Source organism: Thermosipho atlanticus DSM 15807, assembly GCF_900129985.1.
Taxonomy (GTDB): domain Bacteria; phylum Thermotogota; class Thermotogae; order Thermotogales; family Fervidobacteriaceae; genus Thermosipho_A; species Thermosipho_A atlanticus.
In genome coordinates this window covers 15397-39750 of the sequence record NZ_FQXN01000006.1, presented here as the reverse complement: position 1 = coordinate 39750, position 24354 = coordinate 15397, and the positions used below count along the sequence as shown (strand labels likewise).

Here is a 24354-nt window from a genome sequence, read left to right as displayed (position 1 = left end):
ATTTAATTTGAATAAGACTCTAAGTGAAAAGTAAAATAAAGTGAAAAATCTGTTGTTTAGTTAATTCAATTATAAAAAAGCTGAGAAGTTTTAAAAACTGTAAGTGAATTAGAAATAGGAGAAATAATAATAAAAAGACTTTTTATGGAAAAATAATCAATTATAATCAAATAATTAAAGTAGTAAAATATTTTTATGATTCTAGTTTTTTCATTTACTCAGAGACCCCAAATATTTTTGGAAGATATAATACAATATCCGGTAAGAATGTTACTAAAAGTAAGATAGCAATTGAAGCAAGTATAAATGGGATCATTTCTTTTGATGTTTTCCCAATAGGCAAACTGCTTACAGCGGCTCCTGTAAATAAAGCGGGGCCATATGGAGGTGTCATAAGACCAATTATTAAATTAAAACCCATTACAACGCCGAAATGAACGGGATTTAGTCCATAATTATTAACTGCGACTGGTAAAAATGTAGGAGCAAGAACTAATAGAGCTGGCATAGCATCCATGACCATACCAAAAAGTAAAAGAAAAACATTCACAAACAATAAGAATAAATATTTATTATCTCCTATTGTTGATTGAAGAAAATTTGTGAGAACATCTGGGATTTTTTCTACTGCTAAAATTCTAGCAAATATACTTGAAGTACCTGTAAGCATTAGAATAGCAGTTGAAGTTATCATAACCAGCTTCAACCATTAAATCCACTATTAAACGTCCTATACCACCAACATCCGCAATATCAGATCCTGAAACTCCTCCGAAAAGCATGCTGGCTAAAACGTTTACATAAGCCAATCCTCCTCTATATTTACCAACCAATAAATTTAAAAATTCAGATATTTTATTTATGATTCCATATTTATAGTTCCAGAATATGCTATTAATTTTCCTGCCAAAATGAAAAAAGGAATTGCCAAAAGGGTTAAAAAATCTAAACCTATGAAAAAAAGTGTGGACGACCAAATAAAGTGGTACTCCTTTAACGAGAAAATATAAGATGGAGCTTAAAAACATAGTAAAAGACAAAGCTATTTCCATCACGGTAAAAAATGGTTCCCTCCGTGAAAGGTTAAACGGTCATTTGCCTAAATTTCTGGCTTCTGAAAGCATTTGTTGTCTTGGTTATTCAATGGCATTGAGGAAATTATTAACAAGATCTTTACCAAGTTTTTTTATGAGGTATTCTTTAACATAAGGTTGAGTTGTTTCTTTCCATAGTTTAATTTCTTCGGGCGTTGAAATATATACTTTCATCTTTTTTTCAAATCATCAAGTTTGACATCAGAAACAAGTTGAGATATTCTTGCATATACTAGCAAAGCAGTTCTTTCGGCTTCTATGAGAGCACCTTTTAAGTCATCTGGGAGTGATTGAAACCATTTTTCATTTATTATAGTTACTCCTATTCCCATAACATTTCCCGTTAAGGTTAAGTATTTTTGAACTTGATAATATTTTTGTGCCAAGATGTTTGAAATAGTATTTTCAGCTCCATCAACCACTTTTGTTTGTAAAGCGGTGTAAAGTTCTAACATTAGCATAGGGACAGGAGTACCGCCTGCTGCTTTAATAAGTTTCATATGTGGAACAATTTCCATAGTTCTTATTTTTAAACCTTTTAAATCATTAGGTACTTTTATAGGTCTTTTGCTATTAAATATATGTCTAAAACCAAAAGACTGTATTGAAAGGATTCTGATACCAGTTTTTTGCCCAATCTTCTATAAGTTGTTTTATAAAATCACTATTTCCAAATAGTAAGATATGTTCATTGGAGGAAAATAAAAATGGCATGTCCAATACTTCTAAAGGGGGATAATATGCAGAAGCTAAAACTCCGGAACTAATGTTATAAGTCTCTATTGTTCCTCTTCTTACTTGTTCTATAGCTGAGCGTTGGTCACCAAGTTGTCCCGATGGGTAAAGTTCTACTTTAATTCTTCTACCTGTGAGTCGTTCTACTTCATTTTCGTCCAAGTGTTTTAAAACTACAGAATGAAAAGTAATAAAAATAAACGTAGGGTTTAAGAAAATTTGCTTTTAAAAAACATTTAAAAATATGGCCAAATAATTCAAAATTGTTGTTTTTATTTAAAAGTTCAAATAAAGTATTGATAGTCTAATTAAATCTCGGAAATCTATATGCAAACTTTGTGTTATTGGTAATATAGTAGATTTTTTATTATGTCAACAAAGATAATAAGAGTAAATTACAGCCAACGTTGGAATCTTATTATTAAATATTTAAAATTTTCTTTCTTAATAATTGTTTTAGTTTTGAATCGCTTGTATGGGAATGTGATATTGCGATATATTGAATAAGCAAAAGAATTATTTCAATTTTTGGTGATAATATCTAAAAACATCCAAAAAAACAGTCGCGGAAAGATTTTATTTAGGTTAAGTAATTCTGGTATACTAGTTTTCATGCAAACGTTTGCTATTATGTTGTGTCAGTATTAGTAAAATTCCAAAAAATTCTAAGAGCATAATTTAGGTTTTGAAGTTAGTTTTTAAATTGTACAAGAGGAGGTATTTTTATGGATATAGTAAAGAAGTTTGGTAGAATTCTTTTGCCTATGATTACTCCTTTTAACGAAGATTTTTCCGTTAATTATGAGATTGCTAGAAAAGTTGCGAGTTATTTAGTGGAAAAAAATTATTGTGATACTTTGATTGTAGCAGGTACAACTGGAGAATTTCACTCTATTTCTTTTGAAGAAAGGGTTAAACTTTTTGAAGAAATAAAAGATGAAGTTGGTGACAAAGTACCATTAATTGCAGGAACAGGGGCAGTAACAACAAAAGAAACAATAGAATTAACGAAAGAAGCTGAAAAATTAGGATATGATGCAGCAATGATAGTGGTGCCGTATTATTGTCATCCAACACAAGAAGGAATTTATCAGCATTTTAAAGAAATCGCAAAAAAAACATCGTTGCCTTTGATTATTTATAACATTCCTTTGTTTGTAAATATGAGTATTGCACCTGAAACAGTTGGAAGGTTATCTGAAATAGACAATATAGTAGCAGTGAAGGATGAAGCAGGTTTAAATCCTCTTCAAACGTCTGAATTTATTAAAAAATCCAAGGGAAGGTTATCTGTATATTCAGGTGACGATGTAATGGTGTTACAAGTTTTATCTCAAGGAGGAGTTGGGGTGGTTAGTGGTGGGGCGCATGTTGTTGGTGATATAATTAGGGATATGATTGATTCATTTTTAACTGGTAAAACGGAAAGGTCAATAAAATTATTTCAACTGCTTTATGATGTATTTAAAAGCTTTTTTGGTATCTCAGACACTCGTGTCAATCCAACTCCAGGAGTAAAAATGGCTTTGGAAATAGAAAGTGGGTTACCTGTGTCAAGAACTCGGTTGCCGCTTTTAACTTACTCGGAAGAAGATAGAAACTTTATAAAAGAAATTTTAGAAAAAGCCAGAAAGGCCTACAGTGAATTAGAATAAATTATTTTCTTGATGTACAGGATGATATTAAAAAAATCTGTTAAACAGTTTTTTTAAATCCCTCTTAAGAGGGCTTTTTTTATGGATATTATTATAACTTAGAAAAAACAATAAAAACATGAAAAATTCAAAGTATTATTGCGCTTATTGAAAATATTGCGATACAGGAGTGTGAGTTTGTGGATTTTTGAATTTAAATTTCGAATGTAAAATCTGGTATACTGAAAAATGACTGCAAACGATTGCCGATATATTGCATTGGAGGGGATAAAATGAAAAAGAAAAGAGTAGGAATAATAACGTTTTCAGACGGAAGGAAATTTGTGCATGAAGAATTACTGAATATGAATAAAAAATTTGAAGAGAGGTTGATTAAGGCTTTAGAAGCAACGGGAGAGGTTGAGGTAGTAAAAGCAAGTGAAATCGTTTGGAAGCCTTCTTTAGCTAAAAAAGCGGGTAAGGAACTGATGAAGGCAGAAGTAGAGGCAACTATATTTAATTATTCTATTTGGTGTTGGCCGCATCTTACAGTTATAGCTTCTTTATATGCACCTGGTCCATATTTGTTATATGGGCAGATAAATCCAAAATATCCAGGTATGGTTGGATTATTAGCGGCAGCTGGAGCGTTGGAACAAATAGGTAAATATCCTTTTAGAGTATACGGCGAACCTGAAAATGAGGAAGTAATCGAGAAAGTTTTAAAATTTGTAAGGGCTGCTTCAGCGGTGAATAGATTGAAAGGGGAACGATATGGTCAATTTGGTGGAAGGCCAATGGGTATGTATACAGCTGCAGCAAATGGAGATCAATGGATGAAAGAGTTTGGAATAGATGTTGAGCAAATTGACCAATACGAATTGGTACTTAGAGCGGAAAAAGTTGATAAAAACAAAGTAACAAAAGCTAGAGAGTGGCTTGAACAGTATTCTAATGTACTATATGATGGTAAACAATTGACTCCGGAAAAATTTGAAAAACAAATAGCATTGTATTATGCGGCAAGAGAGTTAATAGATGAATATGAACTAGATTTTGTAGGGTTTAAAGGTCAACCAGAAATGACAAATAATTATGCTACTTTAGATGTTGCAGAAGCTTTCTTAAACGATCCGTACGATTGGGATGGTCCCAAGGATCCTATTGTTGCTGCTACTGAAACAGATATGGATGGGGCACTTACAATGGAAATTTTAAAACATATTTCTGGTGAACCAGTGTTATTTGCAGATGTAAGACATTATTTTGAAAATGAAGGATTGCTTGATCTGTGTAATTCTGGAACTCATGCTACATATTTTGCGGCAAGATCAAAGAATCCAAAAGAAAATTTGAAAAATGTTGTTTTCTATCCTGAGACTTTTTACTTCCCGGCAGGTGGTGCAGCAGTGAAACACTTTGCAGCACCCGGTGAAATGACTTTTGCAAGATTAACCAGGAAAAATGGAAAATATCATATGACAATTTTTAAGGGAGAAGTTGTTGATATAAGTGAAGAACTTAAAGAGAAATTATCCAAAGAAGTCCAAGAAGAATGGCCGCATGTTTATGTGAAACTACATACATCAAAAGAAAGATTTTTAGAACTTTATCCCTGCAATCATACTCATGGTGTTTATGGAGATTATATGGATGAATTAATAAAGTTCTGTACAATGAAGAATATTGATTACACTGTTTTATAACTTTGAAAAAAGGGGTGAGATTATAAAAAGAAGAATAACTATTAAAGATATTGCCAAGGAATTAGGAGTAAATCCTTCAACGGTTTCCAGAGCTTTGAATGATAAACCTGGAGTAAATCTTGAATTAAAGAAAAAAATAAAAGAAAAGGCAGAAGAATTAGGATATATTTTATCGTTTCAAGCAAAGTCTTTAAGGACAAAAAAAACCATGACAATTGGAATAATTTTGTCTGACATAAAAAATCCATTTTTCTTGGATTTTTTGGATGGGGTTGAAAAAATATTTTTTCCAAGAAAATACAAAATGTTGCTTGCGACTTCTAACGAAGATTTAGAAAAAGAAAAGACATATTTAAAGTGGTTTTTAGAACATGGAGTTGATGGAATTATTATAGCACCAACAATTGGAAAGAATAATAAAAATAATTTAAATCTTTTAAGACGTATAAAGAAAAGTGGAATACCTGTGGTTTTATACGATAGAAAAATTGAAGAGGCTGAAAGTGAATTTGATACAGTAACTATTAATAACTATCATGCGATTGTAAGTGCAATTAAATATTTAGTCAGAGATATGGGGCACAAAAACCTTGGTCTTTGCTTGATTGAGCCAATGGTTTATACACTAAAAGAAAGATATAAAGGTTTTATCGATGGTTGTAATTTGTTTAACGTGAAATATAAAAACGAATGGATTATTGTCCTTTCAAATAATGAAAGAGAAAACATGAAAAGGTTGAAAGCAATTTTTGATAAAACAGGTCCAACTGCGATTATTGCAACCAATCATTATATTACTCAACAAATTTTGAAAGCTGCAAAAAGATATAACAGAAAAATTCCTTCTGATTTATCATTAATTGCATTTGATGACAATATAGAAAATGAATTATATGAGGTACCAATAACAACAATAAAACAACCTGTACTTTTAATTGGTAAAAATGCAGCAACTATTATGATGGGAAGGTTGGATGGTGAAGATGTTATCCCACAAAATATAGTTTTAAATACGGAATTAATAATAAGAAACTCCGTGCAAAAATTATGATTTGGGGTGAACCCCAAAAATAACCAGGAGGTGGGGAAATTATGAAAAAGATTTTGTTGTTGGTATTTTTAGGTTTATTTGTTATTTCAATGTCTTTGAATGTATTTGCTGAAAAGGCTGTTTCGACAAAACAGATGAAAGTGTTTTTCATAGTGAAAGCAAGTGAATCGGAATATTGGCAGATAGTTTTAAATGGAGCAGAAAAAGCTGCTAAACATTTTGGAGTAACTTTGATTCACCAGGAGCCTACAACCGAAGCAGATGTTTCAAAACAAGTAGCAATTTTGGAAACAGCAATCTCAACTCATCCAGATGCGATTGTAATTGCTCCAACTGTTGCAGATGCTTTAGTTCCAGGTATTGAACATGCTATGAAAATGGGGATACCAGTAATAATCATAGATTCAGCAGCTAATACCGATATGTATGTAAGTTTTCTTGCTTCAAATAATTATAAAATAGGTCAAGCTGCTGCAGATAAAATGGCAGAACTGCTAGCTGAAAAAAATGGTGAGCCTAAGGGTGAAGTTGCACTTATTACTTTCATGTCAGGTGTTGGTTCACTAGAACAAAGGAAAGCTGGTTTCATTGATAGATTGAAGGAGAAATATCCGAAAATTAAACTTGTTGCGGTTAGAGATGCACAAGGAAAGCAAGGAAATACAATAGGGATCACACAAGATTTATTGACTGCCTTTCCAAATTTAGATGGAATTTATGCAAGTAACCAGTATACAGGTGATGAAATGGTTAGAGCATTAGATATGATGGGAAGAAAAGATTTAGCAACAGTGGCAGTAGACAGTGGTGCTCAAGAAGTTTGGGGGTTAAAAAATGGATATCTTGATGCCATTCTGGTACAAAGACCTTGGATAATGGGGTATGCCGGTGTCGCATATGCAATTATGGCAAGAAATGGTGTCCCACTTGGAAAAAATATTGATACAGGAATAGTAGTTGTAACTCCTGAGATGCTTAAATCAGGAGCGGCAGATGAAGTATTAGATCCTATTAATTATCATAAAGATTGGTAATGTAAATAAAATCATTTAGGGGGAGGTGCCCTCCCCCTTTTTTAATGGGGGTGAAGATGTGCAAAATATTTATGCTATAGAATTAAAAGGTATTTCTAAATATTTCCCAGGTGTTCAAGCATTAAAAAATGTGGATTTCAGATTAGAGAGAGGAGAAATAAAAGCTTTAATAGGAGAAAATGGAGCGGGAAAATCCACATTAATAAAAATACTTACAGGAGCCTATTTTGCTGATGAGGGAGAGATTTATATTTTTGGAAAAAGAATAGAAAGGATGACTCCAATAATTTCAGAAAAATTAGGGATTTCCGCTGTATATCAAAATCTCGTTTTAGCACCGCATTTGACTGTGGCAGAAAACATTTTTCTCAACGATTTACCTTCTAAACTAAGTTTTGTTAGTGAAAATGTTTTAAACCAAATGGCTAAAGAAGTTTTAAAAAAGTTAGAATACGATCACATAATTGATCCGAGAGAAAAAGTTAAAAATCTATCAGTAGCGCATCAAGGAATAGTTGCAATAGGAAGGGCAATTTCAAAGAATGCAAAAATAGTAATATTTGATGAACCTACAGCTGTATTGACTAGCAAAGAGACGGATGAATTATTTCGAATAATTAGAGAATTAAAAAAAGAGGGAGTATCGGTGATTTACATTTCGCACAGGTTGGAAGAAATCTTTGAAATATGTGACAAAGCTTATGTCTTGAAAGATGGACAGTTTGTAATTGAAAAAGACATAAAAGAGACAAATGAAGATGAACTTATATCTTATATGGTAGGAAGAAAATTGAGGAAAGATTTCTATGTATTAAGAAAAAAGGGAAAAGAAATATTAAAAGTGGAAAATTTAGAGAATAGAAAACTCAAAAACTGTAGTTTTAATCTCCTTGAAGGTGAGATAGTTGGATTGTACGGATTAGTTGGCTCAGGTAGAACAGAATTAGTAAGAGCAATTTTTGGAGCAGATAAAATTGACAGAGGAAATATCTACATTAATGGTAGTTTGAAGTATATAACCAATACTTTAAAAGGTATTAATAATAAATTAGCACTTATACCTGAAGATAGAAGGAACCAGGGGCTTGCATTAAAACTTTCGGTTAAAGAAAATATCAATTTACCTATTTATAGAAAAATTTCAAGGTTTGGATTTGTTAATTCGAAAAAGGAAAAACAAATTGCACAGGATTTTGTTGAAAAATTAAATATAAAGACACCTGATATCTATAAAACGGTTAAGAATTTGAGTGGAGGAAATCAACAAAAAGTTGTAATTGCAAAATGGCTTGCGAGTAATGCAAAAGTATTTATAATGGATGAGCCAACTAATGGAATAGATGTAGGTGCTAAAGAAGAAATATATTCCATAATGAATGAGCTTGCCAAGAACGGGGCTTCGATTTTATTTATTTCCTCATATATGCCTGAATTAATGGGAATTTGTGATAGGATTTTGGTCATGAATTCAGGAAAAATAGTTGCCAATATTCCAAGAGAAGAATTTAATGAAGAGAAAATTTTAGCATATGCAATCAAATCTTCAATTGTTGAGGAGGTAGATTCAAAGTGAAAAAAGTTAAATTTAATACTCAGATGATACTATTTTTGGTTGTGATAGCATTATGGATATTTCTTGCTGTTTCAAGTGAATATTTTTTAACATATTCTAATATAAGAAATATTATGAGACAAATGGCAATTCAGGGAGTTTTGGCAGTCGGAATGGTGGTAGTAATAATCACCGCTGGAATTGATCTTTCAGTTGGTTCAGTTGTTGCGTTAGTGAATATAATGTTATCAAAGATGTTAGCCGGACATGTTTCAATTTCACTTGCCATTTTCATTGTCTTGATTATTTCTACGGGAGTAGGTTTAATAAATGGGATAGTAATATATGATTTTGGGGTTCCCGCTTTTATTGCAACACTTGCGATGATGACGATAGCAAGGGGGGCAACGTTACTGATCTCAGGAGGAAGCAACGTATTTGGTTTACCAAGAAGTGTTGCAAATTTTGCTTCTTCTGATTTTTTGGGAATTCCTACTTTATTTTGGTTTTTAATTATTACAGTAATTGTGATGGAACTAATTCTTAGAAAAACTAGATTTGGAAAATATGTCTATGCGTTAGGGAGTAATCCAGAAGCTGCAAGACTTTCTGGAGTGGATTTACGGATAGTAACTTATGGTGTATATGCTCTGGCAGGTTTTTTATGGGGAATTGGCGGAATTCTTGAAACAACAAGATTGTGGATGGGAGTCCCAACGACAGGTACTGGATATGAATTGGATGCAATAGCAGCGGCAGTGCTGGGTGGAGCGAGTTTATTTGGTGCAGAAGGTAGTGCTTTAGGGGCATTTTTTGGAGCACTTGTTATGATAACAATCTACAATGGAGCAGTTTTACTGAATATAAATCCTTTTTGGCAAAGAATAATTGTAGGTATAATTTTGGTTGTGATTGTTGCTATCGATCAGTTTAGGAAAAAGAAATCAAATGATTAGGAGTGATATTATGTTAAAAAAAATTCCTGTTCAAATTTCGCCAGATTTAATGAAAACATTAATGGAAATGGGGCATGGAGATGAAATTTTACTCGCTGATGGGAATTTTCCAGCGCATTCATATGACAAAAAAGTTATTCGAGCAGATGGATTAGGAATACCTGAACTTATGGAAGCGATTTTGAAGTTTTTGCCTTTGGATACGTTTGTTAAAACAAATGTATTTTTAATGGATAATGGTTTAGAGGAAAAGCCGAAAATTTGGAATGAATATGTGAAAATTTTAGAAAGTTCTGGTGAAAAGTATAGTTACGAACCTTTAGAAAGATTTAAATTTTACGAAAGATGTAAAAATGTTTTTGCAATTGTTGCCACAAGTGAAACAGCATTGTATGCAAATGTAATTTTAAAAAAAGGGGTTGTAATTAAATGATCTTTATTGATTCAATATCTTCTGAAGCTATTAATTTGGTGAATAAGCATTCTTTTTTCAAAGGCTTAACAACCAATCCAACTATTTTAAAGAAGAATAATTTAAATTTTTATGATGCAATCCAAGTTTTGTTAAAAACTAGAGGACTTCACTTTATCCAAATAAGTTTAAAGGACAAAAAATATTTTGAATATTTGATCGAGAGGCCGAAGCTTAGTGAAAAATTCATTGTGAAAATACCCTGGATTCCTTTTAAAGTTACAAGTTTTGTTGAACAACTTCAAGAAAAAAATTATAAAATTTGTGCAACAGCAATATATGAATATAGTCAAATAATTAGTGCATTAGAAATGGATGTAGATTTTTTAGCCATTTATTATTCTAGAATGTTAAGAAACGAATATTCAAGTAATTATATTCAAGATTTATTGAAAGTTTTTCAATATCCAGAAAAATTTCTAGTAGCTAGTTTGAAAAGTAAAGATGATATAAACAAAGTCATTAAAATGGGATTTAAAAATTTTACAATTGATGAAAAAGTAGCAAAAAAGTATTTTGATATTAGTTTTCCAGAAAACGATTTCGAAAAATTTGAAAATGATTTTAAGGAGGACTAAAGATGATTTTATGCGCTGGTGAAGCACTAATTGATATGATAGGACAAAAAAGAAAAGGAATAAAAAATAGTGATTCTTTTAGGCCAAGAGTTGGCGGTTCGCCTTTGAACACAGTTGTAGGTCTTGCAAGATTGGGGACAAGAGTAGCCTTTTTAACTAAAATAGGTGAAGATTATTTTGGGACAAAGATCGAAGAATTTTTGATAAACGAGAAAGTTGAAATAAAATACGTTTTTAAAAGCCTTAATCAAAAAACACCTTTAGCATTTATCGCCCTTTCTCAAAATAAAGTTCCTGAATATGATTTTTATAGACAAAACACAGCAGATTTATATATAACTGAAGGTGAAATAAAAGAGATCGATATTGAAAAATTTGAAATTTTTCACTTTGGTTCAATTTCCTTAATAGGAGGTGAAACAGCAAAGAATCTAACAAAATTATTTTTTAAAGCAAAAGAAAAGGGAAAAATAGTATCATTAGATCCAAATGTACGAAGTAATTTAATTTTTGATGTAGATGAATATAGAAAAAGGTTAATTAAAATGATGAAATTTGCAGACGTTTTAAAATTAAGCGTTGAAGATATGAATTTTTTTGTGCCAAATGGTACTTTTGAATCCTTTGTGAAAGATTTAAAAAGAGAAGATAAGTTAACTATTTTAACAATGGGAGAAAAAGGTTCAAAAGCCATTTATAGAGGAAAGGATTTTAAAGTTAGAGCGATGAAAAAAGGCAAAGTAGTTGATACAACCGGTTGTGGTGATGCATATATGGCTGCTGTTTTATATATGATAAATAAAAAAAGAAATACTCTGAAGTATGAAGATATACATGAAATTATGAATTTTGCTTCTCACATTGCAGGAATTGTAGCATCGAAATATGGTGGAGCATCATCCATGCCAATGAAAGAAGAAGTAGCATTTTAAGGAGGTTGTTTTTAATGGATTTGGTTGAGAAATTGGTTTATTTTTCAAAACTCATTTGGGATAGAAAATTAACTGAGAGTATAGGAGGGAATTTTAGTATAAGGTTTAATGATAGGATTTATATTACCCCTACTACTTTTCTAAAAACACTAATAGAAAAAAAAGATATAGTAACAATAGACGTCAATGGAAAAGTAATTGAAGGTTCTAGGAAACCTTCATCTGAGTGGAGAATGCATGCTTTAATTTATAAAACAAGGCCAGAGATAAACTCTGTTATTCATGCTCATCCACCTTATTCTACTTTGTTTGCTATAAATGGTGAGGAAATACCAATTTATTTAACACCTGAATCTCAAATTTATCTTAAAAAAATTTATTACACGACTTACGAAACTCCTGGAACTGATAGATTTGCACAAAAGTTACTCTCGGGTTTAAAAAATGGAGCAGACATATTCATATTAAAAAACCATGGAGTAACTGTGATTGCAGAAAACATAGAAATGGCGTTTGCAAAACTGGAAATGCTAGAATTTATTTGTAAATTGGGATTCTTGTTGAAGAACCCAAGGAATTTCTATGTTTATGATGAAAATTTGGAGGTAGTATAAACAATGTCAAAAAGATACTTAGCAATTGATTTTGGAGCTTCTAGTGTGAAAGCTGTTGTTGGTGAATTTGATGGGGCTAGAGTAAAAATTTTAGAGAGAAAAAGGTATAATAACGAATATCTTAAAAATAATTCATTTTACTTGTGGAACTTGGGGAGTTTTGTTGATATTGTTTTTCATGCCGTTGATTGGGCAAAAGAAAAATATAATATATTGTCTTTTGCAATAGATTCATGGGGAGTTGATTTTGGAATAGTTTTTAAGAATTCTCCTTTTTTAATATTCCCTTTCCATTATCGAAATATGTTTGAGCATACAGATATTGTGAATAAGACAATAAAGGAGTTAGGAGGTGGATATTTTCTTTTCAAAAAAACAGGGGTTTTTCCACATCCTTATAACACATTATTTCAAATTGAACTTTTAAAAACATTGGAGCCGAGAATTTTTTATAAACATTTTTTAATTTTGAATATTCCTCAATTGTTAATTTATTTATTGGGCAATAAAGAATTTGCAGAATATACTTTGGCTACAACAACACAATTATATTCAATTGAAAATAAAGATTGGGATGAAGAAATTTTAGGATTTTTAGGAATAAAAAAAGAAAATATGGGAGCGATAAGAATTCCTGCAGGAATTGCTGGACAATTTAATGGAGTTGACATTATTAACATTTCATCACATGATACTGCTTGTGCGTTTAACACTCTTCCTTTTGAAGATGAAGAAACTTTAATAATTAGTTCAGGAAGTTGGAACGTGATAGGCGTAAAAGTAGATAAACCTATTTTAAACGAAGATGTTTACAAAAGACAGTTTTCTAATGAAGGAACGTTCGAAGGAAAATTTAGGTTAGTCTCTAATACACCGGGTTTTTGGATTTTGGAAGAAATTTTAAGGGAGTTAAATTATAAAGGTAAGAGAGTTGATTATGATATGATGCTTAAACTAGCATCAACGTCAACCTTAGATGATTATTACGTAAGTCTTAAAAAAGTAGATTTCCAAACACCAGGAAATATTATTTCTAAATTGAAAAATGAAATAAAAGAAATAAGAAATATAAATGACGTAATAAGAGTTGCATTAAATAGCGTGGTTAATGAAGTTGATATTGTTTTTAGGTTTCTAAAAAGTATTGTAGGGGGATTGAATAGGGTTTATTTGGTTGGAGGAGGAGTGAAAAATAGATTGTTTTGTAAATTATTATCTGAAAAATTAAAAATACCTGTTTTTACAGGAGTTTCTGAAAGTTCTGCAATTGGAAACATTTTGAGTCAGATTTACATTCAAGAGAAAATGAAAAGTATAAAAGATTTAAAAACAATAATTAAAAATTCATTTGAATTAACAAAAATAGTTTAGAGTAATTTTTTTACTGAATTTCGAATAATGAGTTTAGTCTCGAGATATATACGTTTATTCAAATTGTTCTTGTGATTTAGCAAGTTGATTAACATCTTTGCTGCTAAAATTCCCATCTCTTTTGGTTCTTGTTTAACGCAGGTTATTGGAGGATCGAAAATTTGATTCCAGAATGTATCATCAAAACTAACTATTGAGATATCGTTAGGAATTTTAACTTTCATTTCTTTAATTGCCTTTAAAGCACCAAGAGTTGTTAAATCGTTTAAAATTAATACAGCTGAAGGTTTATTTTTTAGTTGTAATATTTTTTTCATAGATAAGTAGCCAGATTCCTGTGTTGAATCGAATCCTTGAATCCAGTTTGGTTTAATTTCAATTTCAAATTTTTTCGAGAATTCTAAAGCACTTTCTAATCTTATTTTTCCTGTTATGGATTCAGGAGATAACGAAACAATCCCAAGTGTCTTATGTCCAAGTTTAAGCAGATATTTCAACAGCTTGATGATCCCGTTTTTGTTGTTTGTGACTACATAAGGAATGTCAAGTGAAGGTATATATCTGTCGAAAAATACAATCGGTTTTTTTAATTCTGCGATTTTCTTGTAAAAAGTTTCGGTTTTTTTGTCTAAAGTTGGCGCAGCAATTATTCCATCGACCCTGTGAGAAATAAGATTTTTCAGATGAAAATTTTCTTTGTCTGGATTTTCATCTGACACACATAGAAAAAAGTTGAAATTATGAGAATAAAAAACATCTTCCATAGATTTTATAGCTTCGGCATAAAAAGGATTTCCAACGTCAGGAACAACAATTCCCAACGTTCCAGTTTTCCCTTTGCGTCGTAACGAACTAGCTCGTGCGTCAGGGTAAAACCCGATTTGTTCAGCATATTCAATAATTTTTTTTCTGAGTTTGTCACTAACACCCGATTTTCCAGAAAGTGCTCTTGAAACCGTTGAAGGATGAACACCTAAGTCTTTTGCAATTTTTGTAATACTCAATTTAACCACCACGCAAAAGTTTGAGTAAAATTTCATGTTAATTGTAACATAATATAAATCAAAAGTCCAGTAAAGAATTTGTCAGATAATTAAACGTAAACACATGTAATGGCAAATAGAAGACAAATACTAGATTTGTAATCATAAATCAGGTTATTATATAATTGACAATGTGTGTGCAAACGTTTGCGTATATTTGTAAACTTTTCTAAAGGAGGGATAGTATGAAAAAGGTATTATTTGTTTTTTTGATTCTTGTGTTCTCAATTTTTGCAATAGCTGCTCCAAAGTATATTCTTAAATTTGGAACAGTTGCAGCTCCAACTCAGCCTCAGGTAAAAGCTATGGAAAAATTTGCAGAAGTTGTTAAAGAACTTAGTGGTGGAAATATTGAAGTGCAAATCTTTCATTCTGGACAGTTAGGAGATCAACGTTCAATGATTTTAGCTGTTATGCGCGGAGATTTGGATATGCTTTGTGATACTGGGCCAGCTTGGTTTGCGGATATTGGTGGTATGCCAGAATTTGGAGTCTTCAACGCTGCATATGTTTTCAAGGATTTAGATCATATGTATAGAGTTATGACAAGTAAAATGGTCCAAGATATGTTTAATCAACTTGCCAAAAAAACAAATCTTAGAGTACTTGATACCTGGTATTTAGGGACAAGAGAATTAAATTTAACTTCGAAAGTAGGGCCAGTAAAAACTCCAGAAGATTTGAAAGGTGTTAAACTAAGAATGCCCAACAGTAAGGTCTATTTAGATATGGGACGTGCTCTTGGAGCACAACCAACACCGATGGATTTTACTGATGTTTATCTTGGATTAAAAACTGGCGCAATTGATGGGCAAGATAATCCTCTTCCAACTGATTTAGCTGCAAAATTTGTAGAAGTAACGAAATATATTGTCTTGACAGATCATCTTATTGGTATTTTAAATCCTGTAATTAATGAAAAATTATGGGAATCAATGCCTGAAGAGTACAAAGTTTATATTAAAAAGGCTATGGAAGTTGCAAGATATTATATGAACTATCTTGTAACTCAACAAGAAGCAGAATTGTTAAACACATTCGTTAAAGACTATGGTATGGAAATTGTTATTCCTAATAAAGAAGCATTTATGAAACGTGCTTTGGAATATTATAGCCAACCTCAATTCGATAAACTTTGGGGAAAAGGCATGTATAAGAAGATCCAAAATATGTAAAGGATGTGGAAGCCCTGCGGCTTCCACATTTTCTAAAGGGGTGATTGAATGAAAAAATTTTATAAGATGATAATAGATGTCATTGAGGTACATTTTTCGGTTATTTTCTTTTTACTTTTATTTGTGAGTATGATAGGTCAAGTGGTAATGAGATATATACTAAATAATCCTTCACCTGCTTTATATGAAATTTCTTCATACAGTTTTGTGTGGGTAACGTTATTAAGCGCAGCATATGCTAAGAGACTTAACAAACATATAAGATTTAATATATTGGTAGAAAAGTTTTCTCGAAAGAAACAGATAGTTATTGAAATAATTTTTGATATAATTGTTATTTTTACTTTTTCAATATCATTATATCCAGTAATTAGTCAATCTATATGGTATAAGATAATAAAATCTCAAGTTTTAAGAATTCCATGGACTTATCTTATTATCTGCCTTCCGTTGTTTATGATTTTATTGATAATTCATAACATAGAATCGATTATCGAAAAAATCAAAGAATTCAAGCAACTGGGGGAGAAATAATGGCTTTAACTACATTTTTTCTAACATTTGGCTTGATGTTTTTATTTGGTTATCCTTTGGCTCTTGCTATGATTGCGAGTGGAATTTTATACATGTTGTTTTCTGGTTTAAGTCTTTCAGGACTTATTGATATGCTTGTTATACACTTTTCTTCTCAAACAGTATTGATTGCAGTTCCATTATTTATATTTACAGCAAATGTTATGAATGAATGTAAAGTAACGGAAATTATGTTTGACTTTATTGTAAAAGCGATGGGAAGAATACGAGGAGGACTTGGATATGCTAATATTTTGGCAAGTATCATTTTTGCTGGTATGAGTGGCTCAGAAATTGCCGATGTTGCAGGGATTGGAGCAATAGAAATTAAAGCAATGCAGGATGCAGGATATGATGGACCATTTTCTTGTGCTGTTACTTCTGCTTCTGCAACAATTGGACCTATAATACCGCCAAGTATACCTATGGTAATTTATTCTATGCTCACTGGAGCATCATTAGGATATTTGTTTTTAGCAGGATTTTTGCCAGGATTATTATTAGGAGCTTTGGAAATGTTGATGGTTTTCTATTTATCAAAAAAGAGAAATTATCCGCTTGGTGAAAAATATCCAATTCCAATTTTGTTTAGGTCATTTTTGAAATCTTTCCCTGCTTTGCTTGCACCGATACTTTTGTTAGTGGGAATATATGGAGGAGCTTTTACTGCCACAGAAGCTGCAGCTGTAGTCGGGTTATATGTTATTATTATAAGCATTATTGTGTATAGAACTTTAGGATTAAGAAGACTTTATAGGATTTTCGTTCTGACTGTTCAATCCATAGGTTTTATAAGTATTATTGTCGCAGCTGCATATATGGTTTCTTATATTATGGCTCGCGAACAAGTTCCCGCAGCTATAACATCAGCCTTCATAAAGTCTGGTATGCTTTCGAGTAAAGTTCTTTTGCTATTTGGAATAAATCTTTTGTATTTCGTCCTTGGAATGTTTATTGACGTTTCGGTTATTCAGTTAGTAGTTATTCCAATGATTTTGCCACTTGTTCAGCAAGCAGGAATAGATCTAGTTCATTTTGGAGTTATTACAACTGTCAATTTAATGATGGCACTAGATACTCCACCATATGGGCAAACTGGTTATATAACAAGTGCTATTAGTGGAACTCCTGTAAAGGATGTTTTTAAGGAGATGATTAAATATTGGATTCCTATTGAGCTACTTGCTCTTTTGATAATTACTTATTGGCCTGATTTTGTCTTATTGATACCAAGGTTATTTGGCTATAAAGGTTAAAGGTTGTAATCAACTTTTTGTTTGAATTATGGTGAGGTGATAGTATGAGTACTATAAAAGGCGTAATAGTTGCAAGTTTGACTCCACTGGATAAATATGGTGAGAATGTGGATTTAGTTTTAATAAAAGACTATGTTGATTTTTTATATCAAAAAGGTGTAAATGGTGTATTTGTTAATGGTACTACAGGAGAAGGTTTGTTATTAGAACTTGATGAAAAGAAAAAAATATTGTATGAGTTTAAAAAATATTCGGAAGGAAAGTTAAAAATAATTTCACATTGTGGTTCACTTAATTTTTCTGAGATTAAAGCATTGATACAATTCTCAAAAAGCATAGATGTTGATGCTATAGCAGTAGTTACACCATTTTATTATAAGTTTTCTAAAGATGAGATAATAAATTTTTATCGTGAAGTTTGTAAACAAGCGGAAAGTTTGCCAGTTTTTGCATATAATATACCGGGATTAACAAACAATTGGGTAACCCCCGATGTTTTAAAAACTTTAAAGAAGAGTTTTGATAATTTTGTTGGAGTAAAAGACAGTAGTGGTAGTTTTAAACATATTTTGTCACTGATAAAGACAGATTTAGATGTTTTGGTCGGTTATGATGAAGCTTTTTTACCTTCATTGGTTATGGGAGCAAAGGGTTGTGTTTCAGGCCCGGCCGGGGTTTTTCCTGAATTTTTCGTTCAAGTATGGAATTTGTTTGAGGAAGGTAATATAAAAGAAGCACAGAGAGTTCAAGAAAAATTAACCGAATTGTCATTAACAATTGGTAATGGGGCAGATATTCCGTTGTTAAAGGCCGTTATGAGACTTAGAGGACTAAAATTTGGTGGTATGAGATTTCCGTTTTCGTTGCCAGATTCTCGAAAGTTGGAAAAAGTTGAAAATGAATTAATAAAGTTAAGTGAAAAATATTCGTTTTCTCTGAAGATCTTTTAAAGGAGGTATGTAAAAAGTGTATCTAATAGGTTTAGATATTGGTACTCAAGGAGCAAAAGGTATATTAGTAGATTTGGAAGGAAAGATAATCAATGAAGCATATAGAGAGTATGATGTTTTAACTCCAAAATCGAATTGGGCTGAACAATGGCCGGATGTGTGGTTGAAGGCAAGTTTAGAGATTATTAAAGAATTAATCGAGAAATCTAATGTTAATAAAGCTGAAATTGGAGGGATTTCTTTAAGTGGATTGTATGGAGGGTCTGGCATCCCGGTTGACAAAAATTTAAATCCTTTAAGACCTTGTTTGATATGGATGGACCGGAGGGCTGTTGAAGAAACTGAATGGGTAAAAAATAAGGTGGATAAACAAACACTTTTTAAGATAACGGGAAATTATGTTGATTCATATTATGGGTTCACAAAGATGCTTTGGATAAAGAACAAAGAGCCAGATATTTGGAAAAGGATATATAAATTTGTTACTCCAAAAGATTACGTAATTTATCATTTAACCGGAAAAGTAGTTATTGATTACTCTTCGGCTGGAAACATAGGTGGGATTTTTGATTTAAACAAATTATATTGGTCTGAAGAGTTATGTAATGAATTTGGTATTCCAATAAGTTACTTACCTGAGAAAATTGTGAGATCTTCTGAAATTGTTGGTTTCGTTTCTAGAGAAGCTTCGCAAAATTGCGGACTTTTAGAAGGTACTCCAGTCGTAGCGGGAGGAATAGATGCTCCAGTTGCCCAATTATCTGCCGGAGCCATGTTTGAAGGAGAACATGTGGCGATGGTTGGTACTTCCATGTGTTGGGGAACGATTAACAAAAAGGAAAAACCAGTTTTTGGGTTAGTAAATTTTCCGTATGTTATTGACGATTTAGAAAAAATATACACATTTGGTGGCTCTGCAACAACTGGAGCACTCGCAAAGTGGTTTAAAGAAGAATTTGGAGAGGTTGAAACTTTGGTAGGAAAAAGGTTATCTAAATCTCCTTATGAAATTTTTGATGATGAGGTTAGTAAAATTAAGCCTGGCAGTGAAGGTTTGGTTATTTTACCTTATTTTATGGGAGAAAGATCACCAATATGGGATCCATATGCAAGAGGCTTAATTTTTGGATTAAGTTTGTATCATAAAAGAGAACATATCTATAGAGCATTAATGGAAGCCGGAGCATATGCTCTTAGACATAATATAGAAGAGGGTAAAAAAGCTGGTCTAAAAATAAATGAAGAGTGTTATTTGGTTGGAGGAGTGGCAAAATCTTCGGTTTGGACTAAAATTTTTGCAGATGTTACAGGTTATAAAATGAAAAGAGTTTCAAACCAAGTAGAAGCTCCATATGGAGATGCTTTTTTAGCAGCACTTGGAGTTGGTGTTATTAATTCCCCAACGAAGATTAAGGAGTGGGTAAAATATTCTGAACCAATAGTTCCTGATTTTGGAGTTAAGGAAATTTATGATAGATATTATGAGATTTACATAGAACTTTATCAAAAAAACAAAGAATTGTTTAAGAAGTTATAGTTTAAAAAAATAGTGGTAAAGATAAACAAACACATAGTTTTTAAGAAGTATTTGGCACAGAAAATTGCAAAAGTGATGTCTTTTTCGTTATAAAATATTTAATTTAATAATTTGATCATATTTTAACTTTCGGCACCTCTTTTTCCTCTTTTTCAATGTTGAAAAACGGTTTTTCCTTAAAATTGAATATTTTTGCCACAATATTGGTTGGAAATACAGAAATTTTAGTATTGTATTTCATAACTATGTCGTTGTAAAATTGTCTTGCATACGCTATTTTATCCTCAGTTTTTCTAAGTTCTTCCATTAGCTGGTTTACATTTTCACTTGCTTTCAGATCTGGATAATTTTCCACAACTGCCAAAAGTCGTGACAAAAGACCTGTTAATTCATTTTCACTTTCTATCTTTTTGGTTATGTCTTTGCTAGAAATAGCGGCTGCCCTAGCTTGCATAACTTTTTCCAAAGTTTCTTGTTCAAACTTCATATACCCTTTTACAGAATTAACAAGATTAGGTATCAAATCGTGCCTTCTTTTTAGCTGGACATCTATCTGACTCCAAGCATTTTCCACAAATTTTTTCAATTTAACAAGTCCATTGTAAGTTATAACAAAATAAATGAATATAACTAGAATAACAATAAACCAAATCAAGAAGAACACCTCCTTAGTTTTTAAAATGCTCCGCCTCCACCTCCTCCGGAGCCTCCACCAATGCCACCTGCTCCACCTGAAAAAGTCCCTGAAGAAGAGGCGGAAACTGTGCTTGTTGCTACAGATGAAATAATTAGAAATTGACGCCCAAATCCCATATATGGATAATAGTATAGTCGACTTTCCTCTATTTCTTTTGGAGCAACTTTTTTCAAATATTTCTCCACTTTATTTGCTATCCCAAGTGCCGTTGCATAAACCAAATAATTTTCCCACAAAATAACAGATTCTGGTGGGTACATAGAAAGTGCAGAATAATCTTGTAAGAAATTCATGAAGTTAACCCATTTTAGATAATATTTTCTTCCTTCTTTTGACCAACTTCCAAAAACATCGCGTGGAAAAGCAAAGATGCTACCTCCTAAAACAAATAAAATTCCAGAAAAAATTCCCTGGTAGAGGAGATTTAATTTAAAAAACACTGCAAAATAGAGGAATGAAAATAAAATAGAGAAAATACCTATTATATATGATATATAAGTTCCTTTCAAAGAAAGATAATTTCTCGATTTTGCTTCATCTAAGACTATAGATTTATACGCTTTGAAATCGGCCAAAAACTCTTTTGCAAGTCTCTTATCTTTAGAAAGTGATTTTTTCAAATCTGAAAACGAAAAAACGCCATCCGATGAATATTTTTTTAAAAAGTCATAGAAATACTTCTCTGTCGAATTCAAGTTCCCTTCTTTTTCCAAAACTATTATACTTTTTTTATCAAGTTTTATAAAACCTTTTCTGTATAAATCCATAATAACAGCATTGATTCCATTTTCATCTATCTTTTCCAATTGATTAACTACTATTGCATTTACTATATCAGGTGGATCAGGATAAGGTATTTCTCTCTCATAGATACCTTCATATGATATATTCTTTTCTTTTCCAAAGAAATTAAATGTTAAAATCAACAAACCAATTATCACAAAAAGCGTTATGGGAGGTAAAACAAATGAAAATACATACTTTCTAGAGTAATTGCTTTCAATTTTTTCTACTTCTTTCAAGGTCAAAGAAGGATTATTATATTGATACTCTGCCGTAAAGTTATCAATTAAAAATCTGACCTCTGCAAATGTGTTAGGAGGTATATTTTTGATGTTGAATATATACTCATTTCCATTTTTTTGAAACATTATTTTTGGATGGGAATAAACTTTCAAGATTTTTACATTTTGTGGAAATGAGAAGTGTGCAGTTAGCTTTCTAACGGGTGAATCCCATTTATCCCCCCAAAATTGCCTGAAAACTTGGCCAATGTCTTGTCCTTTTTCATATACATACTTTGCATCGTATTTAACATGTAAAATTATTTTATTGAGTTTTTCTGGTGAGATGGGTGTTTTTGAAATCCAAACACGTGCTTTAAAACCTCTTGAGTCTTTTTCTAAAAATTCTACCCATTCTCCTTCTACATTTTCTATCCAAAGCTTTACATTTTCTATATTTACAGCTCTACTTTGTGGTATTTCCCTATATACACCTCTAAAAGGTTTTTTCATTTTGAACGTTATTATTTCATGCACATGAAGAATTCCATTTTCATCCATTACTTGTTCTATATTGGCAGACTCTATTTCGTACATTCCACCAAAGAACCATTTAACATATCCACTTATGAATAATACAAATATAATGTACGCAAGAATTAAACCAAAGATACTAATAATTACTTTTTTCATTTAACCCCTCCCTCTATCAATTATAACATTAAAAAAGAGGCTTTAAAAAGCCTCTAAAACATATACAAATGTAAATAGCTATAAAGATATTGCTCAATTTGGGTTAATAAAATAATAAAGTCGAATGTTCATATGAAAAAAAGTGAATTACTCCAATATTACTTTAAACTAAAAGGTGAGAAAGTAATTCTAAAATTTCAAAAGAAAGTATACTTTTTTCTCGAGTCAGAGATTCTTCGGTCTCAAACCCAATGAGAATTTATAAAATGAACGAGCTCACTCGATTATACTATGAACTTGAAAGAATTTTTCCAATAGGTGCAATAAAACTTATTTGTAAAATCCTCGTACATAATTGGGGATATAGGATGAAATGCAAACACGGGAAGGCATTTTTGAGTATACGAAAAGGAAATTGTATGGCTAAGAGACACTGCAAAATATGAAGAACTAGTTGAAAAAGCAAAAAGAATTTGAAGAATTTTACAACAAAAAAATCTACACAGTGAGATATACTACAAAATAATTCAATTATTCACTTTTAAAAAGTCAAAATTATCTAGTGTTTAATGTATTACTTTGGCATTATCATTTTTTAGCAAATTCTTTTTTTACAGTCAATATCATTATTGCCGAGGTTATAAACGAAATTATAAGGAGATAATTTATTTCACCTAGTATACTTGCACCATTTAATTGATAGTTTCTAATGGCGTAAGTTAATTTATACACAGGAGTATATGAAGCAAGTTTGAACATGAATTTCGGGAGCGATGAAACAGGAGTAATACTGCCACTTGAAAAGAAGAAAAACATCGCAAATGAAATACTCAGTATATTTGCAACAGTTTTGTTGGGGGATAGAGAAGACAAAATAAGTGAAAGAGAAGAATGAAAGAGAACTCCAAGTAGTGCCAGAGGTAAAAATATATTAATAGGGATATTAATTCCGAAGGTAAGTCCAGCAAAGTAAACAACTAAAGAAATAATGATTCCTAAAACAAATAAAACAGTAAATTTTATTAACGCATATTTATACCATTTTTCATTATTGACTTTGAAAATGGAAATTAGACCAAGTTCTCTGTCATTTACAATACTTAAAATACCAATTGATAGAATTAAAAAAACGACTGATAGAAATAAAATGGCTGGTGAAAATAAATCTCCAAATTCAGTACTGAAATTTTTCGCCTTTGGAGTAAATTCAGGAGCTGGGGATCCCTCACTTACGAAAAGATATCTCAGAACTTTTGGATCAAAAAACGGAGTGCCGCTTAAATCCTTAAATATTGAATTTAGAACATTGAAAATTCCCACGGATAATTGTAAATCTACGGGGCTTGGAATAAAATCAATACTAACTTTTTGACCTTTGTATAGAGCGTTTGTAAAATTGGCGGGAATTATTAGCACAGCATTAAGCTCACCCGTTTCCAATTTTTTAGTGTAATTTTCATCTACATATGTCAGAGTACCACCTTTGAAAAATGACATTACTAATTTTATGGTAAACTGAGATAACGGAGAGTTATCCATGTTATATACTCCTAATTTTACATTTACAATTCCAAACCCATTGAAAAAAACAATACTTGCAATTGTAAGTAACAGTGGAAGCAAAATGATTAAAATAATGTTTATTGGTTTATTTAGAATTCTTTTTAATTCAAGAACCAGTCTCATTTCGATCTCCT

24 protein-coding genes are annotated in these 24354 nt (G+C 31.5%); 16 read left to right on the top strand and 8 right to left on the bottom strand.

The genetic code is table 11. The features are described 5' to 3' along the window. Positions 1–214: 214 nt before the first annotated feature. From BUB65_RS07470 to dctP, 4 genes are all read right to left on the bottom strand, one after another. On the bottom strand, positions 215–706 hold the full coding sequence (locus tag BUB65_RS07470; RefSeq protein WP_143606731.1) for a TRAP transporter large permease subunit: 492 nt from the start codon (positions 704–706) through the stop codon (positions 215–217). Further along, entirely contained in the window at positions 639–1052 is a 414-nt protein-coding gene (locus BUB65_RS07465; protein ID WP_073073736.1) for a TRAP transporter large permease subunit, read from the bottom strand. The genes BUB65_RS07470 and BUB65_RS07465 overlap by 68 nt, the downstream gene beginning before the upstream one ends. Positions 1053–1264: 212 nt before the next feature. Next, entirely contained in the window at positions 1265–1675 is a 411-nt protein-coding gene (locus tag BUB65_RS08515) for a TRAP transporter substrate-binding protein (protein WP_268807476.1), read from the bottom strand. Between the two features lie 4 nt (positions 1676–1679). Next, positions 1680–1991 (bottom strand): TRAP transporter substrate-binding protein DctP, encoded by a 312-nt coding sequence (dctP, locus tag BUB65_RS08510; RefSeq protein ID WP_073073730.1) that lies wholly within the window; start codon positions 1989–1991, stop codon positions 1680–1682. A gap of 563 nt (positions 1992–2554) precedes the next feature. Between dctP and dapA the strand changes: the two genes are divergently transcribed. The 11 genes from dapA (at position 2555) to BUB65_RS07400 (ending at position 13729) form a co-directional block, all read left to right on the top strand. After that, positions 2555–3484, top strand: coding sequence for a 4-hydroxy-tetrahydrodipicolinate synthase (gene dapA, locus BUB65_RS07450; protein ID WP_073073728.1), 930 nt, complete (start codon positions 2555–2557; stop codon positions 3482–3484). Between the two features lie 272 nt (positions 3485–3756). Further along, a complete protein-coding gene (locus tag BUB65_RS07445; RefSeq protein WP_073073726.1) occupies positions 3757–5169 on the top strand; it encodes an L-fucose/L-arabinose isomerase family protein in 1413 nt (470 codons plus the stop codon). Then, positions 5150–6220: a LacI family DNA-binding transcriptional regulator gene (locus tag BUB65_RS07440; protein ID WP_073073724.1), complete on the top strand. Its 1071-nt coding sequence runs from the start codon at positions 5150–5152 to the stop codon at positions 6218–6220. Before BUB65_RS07445 ends, BUB65_RS07440 begins: the two co-directional genes overlap by 20 nt. Positions 6221–6261: 41 nt before the next feature. Next, positions 6262–7254: an ABC transporter substrate-binding protein gene (locus BUB65_RS07435; protein ID WP_073073722.1), complete on the top strand. Its 993-nt coding sequence runs from the start codon at positions 6262–6264 to the stop codon at positions 7252–7254. Positions 7255–7312: 58 nt separating this feature from the next. Continuing rightward, positions 7313–8827, top strand: coding sequence for a sugar ABC transporter ATP-binding protein (locus BUB65_RS07430; protein WP_073073720.1), 1515 nt, complete (start codon positions 7313–7315; stop codon positions 8825–8827). Further along, a complete protein-coding gene (locus tag BUB65_RS07425) occupies positions 8824–9762 on the top strand; it encodes an ABC transporter permease (protein ID WP_200773545.1) in 939 nt (312 codons plus the stop codon). The genes BUB65_RS07430 and BUB65_RS07425 overlap by 4 nt, the downstream gene beginning before the upstream one ends. Before the next feature lie 10 nt (positions 9763–9772). Then, positions 9773–10195 (top strand): RbsD/FucU family protein, encoded by a 423-nt coding sequence (locus tag BUB65_RS07420; protein ID WP_073073718.1) that lies wholly within the window; start codon positions 9773–9775, stop codon positions 10193–10195. Further along, on the top strand, positions 10192–10812 hold the full coding sequence (locus BUB65_RS07415; RefSeq protein ID WP_073073716.1) for a transaldolase family protein: 621 nt from the start codon (positions 10192–10194) through the stop codon (positions 10810–10812). Before BUB65_RS07420 ends, BUB65_RS07415 begins: the two co-directional genes overlap by 4 nt. Before the next feature lie 2 nt (positions 10813–10814). Then, positions 10815–11744 (top strand): carbohydrate kinase family protein, encoded by a 930-nt coding sequence (locus BUB65_RS07410; RefSeq protein ID WP_073073714.1) that lies wholly within the window; start codon positions 10815–10817, stop codon positions 11742–11744. A 14-nt stretch (positions 11745–11758) separates the two neighbouring features. Continuing rightward, on the top strand, positions 11759–12358 hold the full coding sequence (locus BUB65_RS07405) for a class II aldolase/adducin family protein (protein WP_073073713.1): 600 nt from the start codon (positions 11759–11761) through the stop codon (positions 12356–12358). 3 nt (positions 12359–12361) lie between these two features. Beyond that, the gene (locus tag BUB65_RS07400; RefSeq protein WP_073073712.1) at positions 12362–13729 is read left to right on the top strand and encodes a rhamnulokinase; all 1368 of its coding nucleotides are present in this window, start codon (positions 12362–12364) and stop codon (positions 13727–13729) included. On the opposite strand, the gene BUB65_RS07395 is transcribed toward BUB65_RS07400, so the two are convergent. After that, entirely contained in the window at positions 13726–14733 is a 1008-nt protein-coding gene (locus BUB65_RS07395; RefSeq protein ID WP_159429140.1) for a LacI family DNA-binding transcriptional regulator, read from the bottom strand. The two genes, BUB65_RS07400 and BUB65_RS07395, sit on opposite strands and share 4 nt — an antisense overlap. Positions 14734–14957: 224 nt before the next feature. Here BUB65_RS07395 and BUB65_RS07390 point away from each other — a divergent pair, with 224 nt between their 5' ends. The 5 genes from BUB65_RS07390 to BUB65_RS07370 are packed head-to-tail and all read left to right on the top strand — an operon-like array spanning position 14958 to position 20263. Then, the gene (locus BUB65_RS07390; RefSeq protein WP_073073711.1) at positions 14958–15947 is read left to right on the top strand and encodes a sialic acid TRAP transporter substrate-binding protein SiaP; all 990 of its coding nucleotides are present in this window, start codon (positions 14958–14960) and stop codon (positions 15945–15947) included. A gap of 48 nt (positions 15948–15995) precedes the next feature. Beyond that, positions 15996–16481: a TRAP transporter small permease gene (locus BUB65_RS07385; protein WP_073073710.1), complete on the top strand. Its 486-nt coding sequence runs from the start codon at positions 15996–15998 to the stop codon at positions 16479–16481. Continuing rightward, on the top strand, positions 16481–17776 hold the full coding sequence (locus BUB65_RS07380; protein ID WP_073073709.1) for a TRAP transporter large permease: 1296 nt from the start codon (positions 16481–16483) through the stop codon (positions 17774–17776). The genes BUB65_RS07385 and BUB65_RS07380 overlap by 1 nt, the downstream gene beginning before the upstream one ends. Positions 17777–17820: 44 nt before the next feature. Beyond that, on the top strand, positions 17821–18726 hold the full coding sequence (locus BUB65_RS07375) for a dihydrodipicolinate synthase family protein (RefSeq protein WP_073073708.1): 906 nt from the start codon (positions 17821–17823) through the stop codon (positions 18724–18726). A gap of 16 nt (positions 18727–18742) precedes the next feature. After that, positions 18743–20263, top strand: coding sequence for an FGGY-family carbohydrate kinase (locus BUB65_RS07370; RefSeq protein WP_073073707.1), 1521 nt, complete (start codon positions 18743–18745; stop codon positions 20261–20263). A gap of 115 nt (positions 20264–20378) precedes the next feature. Here the strand turns inward: BUB65_RS07370 and BUB65_RS07365 are convergent, their stop codons facing one another. The 3 genes from BUB65_RS07365 to BUB65_RS07355 all read right to left on the bottom strand — a co-directional run bounded on the left by BUB65_RS07365 (position 20379) and on the right by BUB65_RS07355 (position 24343). Next, entirely contained in the window at positions 20379–20918 is a 540-nt protein-coding gene (locus tag BUB65_RS07365) for a LemA family protein (RefSeq protein WP_073073706.1), read from the bottom strand. A gap of 20 nt (positions 20919–20938) precedes the next feature. Beyond that, positions 20939–22657 carry a DUF2207 domain-containing protein gene (locus BUB65_RS07360; protein WP_073073705.1) on the bottom strand — a complete coding sequence of 573 codons (1719 nt, stop codon included), beginning with the start codon at positions 22655–22657 and terminating at the stop codon, positions 20939–20941. Positions 22658–23245: 588 nt separating this feature from the next. Next, on the bottom strand, positions 23246–24343 hold the full coding sequence (locus BUB65_RS07355) for an ABC transporter permease (protein ID WP_073073704.1): 1098 nt from the start codon (positions 24341–24343) through the stop codon (positions 23246–23248). Positions 24344–24354 lie beyond the last annotated feature (11 nt).